The following is an 8,881-nucleotide window of genomic DNA, read 5'->3' on the forward strand; positions in this document are numbered from 1 at the left end:
CTCCCAGGGCAGGCGCTGGGGGTCGCAGGCCACCACCTTCATGCCGAAGGCCCTCGCCCGCCGCGCCACCCGCAGCCCCACCGCCTCCTGGGCCTCGGCGGTCAGGCCGGCCACGTGGGGGGTTATCCACAGGTTATCCACAGCCCGCAGCGGGTGCCCGGCGGGCAGGGGTTCCACGTCCACCACGTCCAGCACCGCCCCCGCCAGGTGGCCCGAGCGCAGCGCCGCGGCGAGGTCTTCGTCGTTGACGAGCTCGCCGCGGGCGGTGTTGATGAGGTAGGCCCCCCGGGGCATGGCGGCGAGGGTCTCGGCGCGGATCAGGTGCCGGGTCTGGGGGGTCAGCGGGGCGTGCAGGGAGAGGAAGCGGGCCTGCCGCAACACCTCTTGCGCCGGGGCGAGGGCGATCTCGAGGTCCTGCACCGCGCTCTCCCAGGGCAGGCGCTGGGGGTCGCAGGCCACCACCTTCATGCCGAAGGCCCTCGCCCGCCGCGCCACCCGCAGCCCCACCTCGCCCAGCCCGATGAGGCCCAGCGTCTTGCCCGAGAGCTCGAAGCCCCCGAAGGCGGCGCGGTTCCAGCCGCCCTCGGCCACGTGCCGCGCGGCCCCGGCCAGGTCGCGGGCCAGGTGCAGCATCGCGGCCATCACGTACTCGGCCACGCCCGCCGCGTTGATGCCGCGGGCGAAGTAGAGCTTCACCCCACGGGCCTTGAGGTCCTCCTGCTTGATGTTGTCCAGCCCCACCCCAAGCCGCCCCACCACCTCCAGCCCCGGCCCCGCCGCGAGCAGGTCGGCGTCCACCTGGGTCTGGTTGCGCACGACGAGCGCACGGGCGTGCTCGAGCTTGACCTTGAGGGCCGCCCGGTCCTTCCAGAGGTCGGGGTCGTAGTGGACCTCGAGGCCGCTGTCGTGCAGGCGCTCGAGGCCGCCGGGGGTGATGAACTCGCAGATGACGATCATGGCTGTGGCTCGTGGCCGGCGGCGGATAGCGGTGCTTTGTGGCTATCCGCCGCCGGCGTGCCGCTAGGCACTGGGGTACAGCTTGGTGATCACGAACTCGTTGTGGCGCAGCAGCTCGGCGGCGGTCAGGCGCCCGTTCACCGTGCGCTCGAAGACGTTCATGATGCGGTCGGCGGCCTCGTCCAGCCCGATCTCGCCCACCAGCAGGTCGGGCAGGGGCACGTCGATGTGCTCGCTCATGGTCGAGCAGGTGATGGGGTTGGGCGAGACCTTGATCACCGGGATCAGGGGGTGGCCCACCACGTTGCCCTGGCCCGTCGTGAAGAAGTGCAGCACGCTCCCCGCCGCCGCGCACAGCGTCACGTGCTCGGCCCCCGCCGAGGAGGAGTTCATGAACACCAGCCCCTGCCCCGGCTTCACCGGCTCGGCGTAGCCGATGACCCCGCTCACCGGGCGGGAGCCGGTCTTCTGGATGTTGCCCAGCGCCTTCTCCTCGATGGTCGAGAGCCCGCCGCGGATGTTGCCCTCGGTGGGCTGCGAGCCCAGCAGGTCCACGCCCTGGTCCTCGATCATGCGGATGTAGGCGCTGTAGACGGCCTGGAACTTCTTCTTGAGCGCAGGGGTGGCGCAGCGCTCGGCGATGAGGTGCTCGCCGCCGGTGAGCTCGGAGGTCTCGCCGAAGATCACCGAAGCGCCCAGGTCCACCAGCCGGTCCACCGCCCGGCCCTGCGCCGGGTTGCCCGCCAGGCCCAGCGTGGGGTCGGACTCCCCGCACTTGATCGAGAGCACCAGCTCCGAAGGGCTGATGGGCTCGCGCCGCACCTCCGAGGCCTCCTGCACCAGCCGGTAGGCCGCGCGGGAGGCGGCGTTGATGGTGTTGAGGTCGCCGTGGCGCTCGACGGAGAACACCTCCACCGGCTTGCCCGTTTTGGCGATACCCTCGGCCACCCGCTCGGTCCACTTGGGCTCGATGCCGATGACCACCACGCCGTAGACGTTGGGGTTGGCCCCGTGCCCGCTGAGGGTGCGGAAGGTGAGCTCGAGGTCCTCCCCGAACTGCAAGCGCCCGTAGGGGTGCGGCAGCGCCACCGAACCGTTGATCAGGCGGGCCACCCCCTCGGCGGCGGCGTTGGAGAGGTCGTCCACCGGCAGCACCACCACGTGGTTGCGCACCCCCACCGCGCCGTTGGGGCGCCGGTAGCCGGTGAGCTGCATCGGGGCGGCCTTCCCCCGGGCGCTCGAGGCGCTCCGCTTGGCGGCCTTCGCCATCACCTGCCCCCTTTCTTCGCCCCGGCCTTTTGGGAAGCCGTCGCCTTAGCTCTGCCTTTAGCGTCCGGCGTTTCGCGTCTGGCGCTGGGCATATCCCCGTAGTCCCACCGCAGCGTGCGGATGTTGTGCACGTGCACGTAGCCCCCCTTCTTCACCGCCCGCGTCATCCGCCCGATCTTCTCGCCGTACTCGACGACCACGTGCCCCTCGGGCAGGTCGCGCAGGGCGATCTTGTGCCCCAAGGGGACGGCCTCGAGCACCTTCACCTTGTGGGGCTTGCCCCCGTCGAGGGCCTCGATGGTGAGGGTTTCGCCCGGTTGTAGGTCGCTGACCGCTACCGCCACGTCGTCGGTGCTCTTGTGCGCAAGGGCTCTGTGCGCCACGCCGGCCTCCTTTTGCATGCAGCGAGATTTTATATCTAAAATCTTTTGTCGTCAATCGTGCTACACTCGAGGCCACGATGCTCACGCGCACGACCCTCAACCGCGAAGCCTACAAGGCCCTGCGCAGCGCCATCCTGGGCCGCAAGCTCCCGCCGGGCCGCAAGCTGGTGGTGCGGGTGCTGGCCGAGGAGCTGGGCCTCTCCCCCACCCCCATCAAGGAGGCGCTGGCGGCGCTGGAGCGCGAGGGGCTGGTGCAGGCCGTCCCCCACCGGGGCTACTTCGTCACCAACCCCTCCCCCGAGGACATCCGCGAGATCTACAGCCTGCGCGAGGTGCTCGAGGGCCTGGCCGCCCGGCTGGCGGTGGAGCACAACGGGAAGACCCTGCCCAAGCAGCTCGAGAGGGTCCTGGCCCAGCAGCGCAAGGCCGCCCAGGAGGGCGACCTCGAGGCCTACGGCGACCTCGACCTCGAGTTCCACAAGACCCTCTGGGAGGCCTCCCGCAACAAGCGCCTGCTGGCCGTGGCCGAGACCATCGACGGCCAAATCCGGCTGCTCATCAACTCCTCTGCCGTCATCCCCGGCCGCCTGCCCCTCTCCCTGGCCGAGCACGAGGCGGTGCTCGAGGCCGTCAGCCGCCACGACGCCGAGGCCGCCGAGGCCGCGATGCGGGCGCACGTGCAGCGGGCGAGGGAAGCCCTGACCCGGTTTTTCCAAAGCTAGCTCAGTGTGCAGCCCCGTTCGAGCTGGGCCAGGACATCCCCTACACCTCGGTGCTACCGGACTTATCGTGGACGATCAGCTCGAGCAGCTCGTGCACGGCAGAAGGAGCTGCATCAAGTAGCCCGCAGGCAGCAATAGCCACGTCACCAGGAAAAGGATCAACCCAATGGCCTCTTTCCAAGAGCAAAGGGCCTTTTCCCTCCCGAGCGACCATTTCTCCACGACCCCCACGATGCCGCTTATGCCAGTGCTGCTGGCAACAACAAAAAAGAGAGTCCCTAACGCCACTCCCAGCCGCAGGAGGTCAATGTCATAGAAATAAGTCATCCTGGAAAGCACGATGAGGCAAACGGAGATGAGAAAGCCGAATATCATCCACCTGATCGCGTAGATGAACTCGGGAGCACAGTCCAGCTTGCTTTCCAGTGTCGGCCTCGAGCTCTCGGTCGTTATTACTATGAAACTTACGATCCCATTGAATAGGGCGGCGATGAAGGCGCAAGCCCCCACCAGGGTCGGCATCATCTGAACGGTTGAGAAGCGTAGCTGCTCGAGAAGCGATGGTTGCTGAGGATGACCGAAGCCCCATATCAAGAAGAAAGCAGCTAGAATGTTCCCGCCAAAAGCCCAAAGCCCCGCACTGCTAAACACGAGCCAAATAACCCCGCGAAGAAAGTAGGCAAAACCACTACTCTCCTTTCTGATTTTATCATTCGATGTAACTTTCGGGTCCATTTAGAACCTCGCTTCTCTATGGCATTGAGGACGGCTAACGGTCCTGAGAGGCCTGCAAGCACATCTTCAGCTGCTAGTCTTCGGTCTCAACTATGGCGAGGCGGGCAAAGGTGTGATAATTCTTGAGTGGCATGTGCTCTTCCAGCTCAAAATTGCCTATTTTTTCAGTCAGAGCAATACTTACTCTTAGTTTCGGATTCTGCAAGACACGATACTTTGCTATCCAAAGACCGTAGTCCTGCTGCCAGCCCATTGTCCTCATTGACATACCTGCCAGAGATTTATCGAGATTTGGAATGATGCTTTCTGGTGTGCTTTTCAAAGCAAAACAGGCTCTAAACTCGTAGAAATCCCCATAGTAACTTGGACAATCAATCTGGTCTAGCCCCAAACCCAAAAGCATCTCTCTCACAGCCAGAAATACTTCCTTAATCTGTGGTTCGCCCCTATGCCTATTACCCTGCATGATTGCTCCGATAGCGCCTAAGAAAAGCACTAATGCCAAGAAGGTGAGCCTCCTCTTCATCTGGTTACCTTTTTGCCCGGATGCCACGAGCACCAAATTCTCAGAAGCTCATCTGCTATGTCATATTTCACGTCTTGACCGATTTTTACGCCCTCCTCCTTCATCTTCGCGAACCTGCTCTTTATGTAGAAAAAGATGCTCTCCTCAAAGTCCTTGATCTGGATTTGCTGGGCCAGAAGCAGCGCGTCCTTGCTCAAGGGCAGCCTGTCGGTAGAGCCGATGAACTCCAGGGCTGCTTTTCTGAAAGCAGGGTACTGATCGTGACGTTTGGCGATGGCTTCGATAGCCTCCAGGAGCGTGGTGTAGGCGATCCGGTCGTAGTACACGTCTACGGCCGCCCAGTAGTATTTCTGGGGTGCTGTAGCCAGGTGCGGCTGGGACAGGTTGAGCCGGGGGTCTTTATCCTTGCTCAGGTCGTAAGCTCCCGACCACTTGATGTTTACCTCCGCCGTCTCGCTGGAGTTCAGGTAAGGGTCGTGGGCTCCGTGCTGGTCGATGGCCTGCTGGTAGGGGTTGGTAGCCCCTTGTTGATCGATCAGGTGGGCCAGGGGATGGGTAAGATGGGTGTCTATAACGGCTCCCCAGAGACCTCCGGTGCGCCAGGGTTGGTTGGAGTCCTTGCGCACGCGGCGCTCGAAGGTATAGAGCTTTCCGGTGAGCAGCTTCTCCCCCGCCAAAGGCACGAGGTCGCCTTCTACCCGGTAGTGCCGGGCCTCGATAGGGTCGTCTTTGTGTACCCGGTTGTACTGGTCAACCGTTTTAGCGTCAGCCGTGCGGATGGCCGGAGCCATGAAGGTCACGACCTGATCGGTCAGGTTCGGGTGCTTCGCCGCCGTGATTTGAGCCAGGGCCCCACCCAGGCTGTGACCGGTCAATACCGCCTTGCCTCCCTGCGATTTTCTGGCGACGAACTCAAGATTGCGGGCGATGAGCTCTTGGTTTTGCTGGTACTGGGGATAGCCGGCACCCTCGGCGGTCATGTCACCTATGGCGGTGTCGAGCTTGGCCTCGAGGGTGGTTACTGCGGGATACATCCCTTCTGTGCCACGAAAGGCTAATATTGCTCGCTGGTTGTAAGGGGTTTTGCGCTTCGGGTCAGGTAGGAACGCGCGGGCTTGCAGGCCCCAGCGGCCGTAGATCACCCGGTCACTGGTAAAGCCGAAGACCTTCAGCAGCTCAGCAGGGTTTGAACCCCGTCGTGGCGCCTCGAGGCCCCTTTCGTCAACAGAATCGCGGATTTGGTTCTCGAGGTCCGGCAAATTGGAGTAAGCCAAGTTGGTCGCGATTTGCTCCAGGAAGGCGTCGAAGGTGAAGTTGGGCTCGAGGTCCCTTAAGGGGGGCCGGTTCGCCGAGGTGGCCTGGCGCTGCACGGCAGGCTGGGCTGGGGTTGCCGTGGCTTGCGCAGTCTCGCCGCCGCGATAGGCTTGGAGCAAGTGATTTTTCAGCCCCTCGGCCCTCCCCAGGAAGGTGAGAACGGCCTCGAGCAGGGGCATGTGGACAGCCGCTTCCGCTTTGCGGATGGCCTCCGCTACTGCTGTTGCGCTCAAGCCCTGCCGGTAGGCCCGGGCAATACGCTGGGGGATGGCGCGGTACTCCCCCCGCAGGCCAATGGCACTGCCCTCGTCCAGCCAGCCCTCTTCTTCAGCGGGGAGCCTAATCGTCAGCCCTCCAGCCAGTTCCAGCCACCTGACCGGGCGAGGGATAAAGGGTTGTTCGGCCTGCCGGGCCTGCTCTTCTAAACTCCTATCGCTATCGATCCCAGCCTTGGCTAAGCCTTGGCGCTGTTGCAGAACGTGGGCGGCTTCGTGAGCGAGAAGCTTCTGCCCAGCCTCGCTATAGGGGTCGTACGCGCCTTTGCGGAAGAAAATGGCGTTGCCGGAGGTGAAAGCCTCGGCTTGGAGCTCTTCCGCCAGCGCATCGGCCTCGTCGTCGGTATGAATGACGATCTTGGGTAGGGCAGCGCCCAGGTGTGCCTCCAGGCGGGCGTGGAGTTCCTGCGGCAGGGGAGTTCCCTTGCCCTGCTGGGCCTGGAGGCGTTGGGAGAGCTCGGCCCCCGCTTCCTCAGCCTCCCGGGCCTCCTCGAGTTGCCGCCGGTAGCGCTGGATTTCCAGGTGCAGCCACTCCCGCTGCAGGCGGGCCTTGCGCTGGAGGGGATAACCGTAGGGACGAACCACCAGCCCTCCATCGGCGCTCCGAGCGGCTCGAGGCCGAGAGGGCTCCTCAGCGATGGAGGTGGGGGAGTGTACGCGGTGGGGAAGAACTCCTAGCTCCTCCGGAGGCACAAGCTCTTCAGCTTTTTTGAGAAGCGATCGAGCGAACAGCCGCCGATCTGCGGAACGTTTATCATAAATCGGCATGGGAGACAATTATACAAACTGAGTCCAGGGATTTCCTCTTAATCTTCCGTTGAATAGCTCCAGTAAAGAGGGGCCTAAGGCCCCAAACTGTCGCACTAGGCCCTACAGTGCAGAGCTATGCACGGCAATCCCTGTCATGTCAACGAGTTCGGCGTCCGGTTCGCCCTTGTGTATTTTCAACAGGTGTACCCATTTTCCATTTACACTTTCCCGCGGGTGTGTTGACCCAACTTATACACGGTCAAAGTTTCCGGGGGCTTCCCCCACAATCAGAGCCATAACGCCCACCCGGCGTTACCCCGCTACACAACCGAGCGCCACGAGCTTTCTCGGGGGTGGATGCACAGCCCGAGCGAGGGGGAGTCCCCGGCTCGACGGGAGTTCATTCGAGGAGGAAGCCCATGAGCAAACTGACCCCGGAGATGCGATTGGAAGCCGACAAGCTGCGTAAGGAGTGGGAGAGCAACCCGCGCTGGGGCGGCATCCGGCGCGACTACACCGCCGAGGACGTGGTGCGGCTGCGGCCGAGCGTCCAGGTGGAGCACACCCTGGCCCGGCGGGGGGCCGAGCGGCTGTGGGAGCTGTTGCACGAGCGGCCCTACGTCAACACCTTCGGGGCCTACACCGGGGCCCAGGCGGTGCAGATGGTGAAGGCGGGCCTCGAGGCCATCTACCTCTCGGGCTGGCAGGTGGCCGCCGACGCCAACCTGGCCGCGCACACCTACCCCGACCAGTCGCTCTACCCCGCCAACTCGGTGCCGCAGGTGGTGCGGCGCATCAACAACGCCCTGATGCGGGCCGACCAGATCGAGCGGGCCGAGGGCGGGAGCGGGCGCTACTGGTACGCCCCCATCGTGGCCGACGCCGAGGCCGGCTTCGGCGGGCCGCTCAACGCCTTCGAGCTGATGAAGGGCATGATCGAGGCCGGGGCGGCGGGGGTGCACTGGGAGGACCAGCTCAGCAGCGAGAAGAAGTGCGGGCACCTGGGCGGCAAGGTGCTCATCCCCACCCAAGCCCACGTCCGCACGCTCAACGCCGCCCGGCTGGCGGCCGACGTGCTGGGGGTGCCCACGCTGATCGTCGCCCGCACCGACGCGGAGGCGGCCACCCTCATCACCAGCGACATCGACGAGCGCGACCGGCCCTTCGTGACCGGCGAGCGCACGCCGGAGGGCTTCTACCGCGTGCGCAACGGGATCGAGCCCTGCATCGCCCGGGCGCTGGCCTACGCGCCCTACGCCGACCTCCTGTGGATGGAGACCTCCACGCCCGACCTCGAGGTCGCCCGCCGCTTCGCCGAGGCCGTGCACGCGCAGTTCCCGGGCAAGATGCTTGCCTACAACTGCTCGCCCAGCTTCAACTGGAAGAAGAACCTCGACGACGCCACCATCGCCCGCTTCCAGCGCGAGCTGGGGGCGATGGGCTACAAGTTCCAGTTCATCACCCTGGCGGGCTGGCACAACCTCAACTACCGCACCTTCGAGCTCGCCCGCGGCTACAAGGAGCGCGGCATGAGCGCCTTCGTGGAGCTGCAGCAGCTCGAGTTCGCCGCCGAGAAGGAGGGCTTCACCGCCGTGCGCCACCAGCGCGAGGTGGGCGCGGGCTACTTCGACGAGGTGCTGCTGGCGATCACCGCCGGGCAGGCCTCCACCGCCGCGCTGGTCGGCTCGACCGAAGAGGCGCAGTTCCACTGAAGGGCTTCCTGCGGAAGCCGCTAATAGCCGATAGCCGATAGCCAAAGATTCATGGGCTATCGGCTATTAGCCATCGGCGTTATAGTGTATACACCGTGAGCGAAGCCGCTACACCCTGGCTCAAACACCTCGAGGCCCTGCGCCCGCACCTCTCGGGGCAGGACCACCGGGGGCGGCGGGGGAGCCTGCGCTGGCTCGAGGCGGTGCTGGCCGAGAAGGCCCGGGAGCGCTTCTCGAG

General features: G+C 64.6%; 8 protein-coding genes. 2 read left to right on the plus strand and 6 right to left on the minus strand.

The window, feature by feature from the left end:
* From Mterra_RS15925 to Mterra_RS15935, 3 genes are all read right to left on the minus strand, one after another.
* Positions 1 to 957 (minus strand): hydroxyacid dehydrogenase (locus tag Mterra_RS15925; protein ID WP_119316064.1); only part of this gene is annotated, 957 nt, incomplete at its 3' end.
* 63 nt (positions 958 to 1,020) lie between these two features.
* Complete coding sequence (locus Mterra_RS15930; protein WP_275054713.1) at positions 1,021 to 2,226, minus strand: UxaA family hydrolase; 1,206 nt, start codon at positions 2,224 to 2,226, stop codon at positions 1,021 to 1,023.
* Positions 2,226 to 2,627, minus strand: coding sequence for a UxaA family hydrolase (locus Mterra_RS15935; protein WP_245971663.1), 402 nt, complete (start codon positions 2,625 to 2,627; stop codon positions 2,226 to 2,228). The genes Mterra_RS15930 and Mterra_RS15935 overlap by 1 nt, the downstream gene beginning before the upstream one ends.
* Before the next feature lie 59 nt (positions 2,628 to 2,686).
* Between Mterra_RS15935 and Mterra_RS15940 the strand changes: the two genes are divergently transcribed.
* Positions 2,687 to 3,331, plus strand: a complete 645-nt coding sequence (locus tag Mterra_RS15940) for a GntR family transcriptional regulator (RefSeq protein ID WP_119316065.1) — start codon at positions 2,687 to 2,689, stop codon at positions 3,329 to 3,331.
* A 75-nt stretch (positions 3,332 to 3,406) separates the two neighbouring features.
* On the opposite strand, the gene Mterra_RS15945 is transcribed toward Mterra_RS15940, so the two are convergent.
* From Mterra_RS15945 to Mterra_RS15950, 3 genes are all read right to left on the minus strand, one after another.
* Complete coding sequence (locus Mterra_RS15945; protein WP_147372856.1) at positions 3,407 to 4,066, minus strand: hypothetical protein; 660 nt, start codon at positions 4,064 to 4,066, stop codon at positions 3,407 to 3,409.
* Positions 4,067 to 4,139: 73 nt separating this feature from the next.
* The gene (locus Mterra_RS21995; protein WP_147372858.1) at positions 4,140 to 4,592 is read right to left on the minus strand and encodes a hypothetical protein; all 453 of its coding nucleotides are present in this window, start codon (positions 4,590 to 4,592) and stop codon (positions 4,140 to 4,142) included.
* Positions 4,589 to 6,766, minus strand: a complete 2,178-nt coding sequence (locus tag Mterra_RS15950) for an eCIS core domain-containing protein (protein ID WP_170159704.1) — start codon at positions 6,764 to 6,766, stop codon at positions 4,589 to 4,591. Before Mterra_RS15950 ends, Mterra_RS21995 begins: the two co-directional genes overlap by 4 nt.
* Before the next feature lie 584 nt (positions 6,767 to 7,350).
* Here Mterra_RS15950 and aceA point away from each other — a divergent pair.
* A complete protein-coding gene (gene aceA / locus Mterra_RS15955; protein WP_119316068.1) occupies positions 7,351 to 8,643 on the plus strand; it encodes an isocitrate lyase in 1,293 nt (430 codons plus the stop codon).
* Positions 8,644 to 8,881 lie beyond the last annotated feature (238 nt).

This window comes from Calidithermus terrae, assembly GCF_003574345.1.
Lineage (GTDB): Bacteria > Deinococcota > Deinococci > Deinococcales > Thermaceae > Calidithermus > Calidithermus chliarophilus.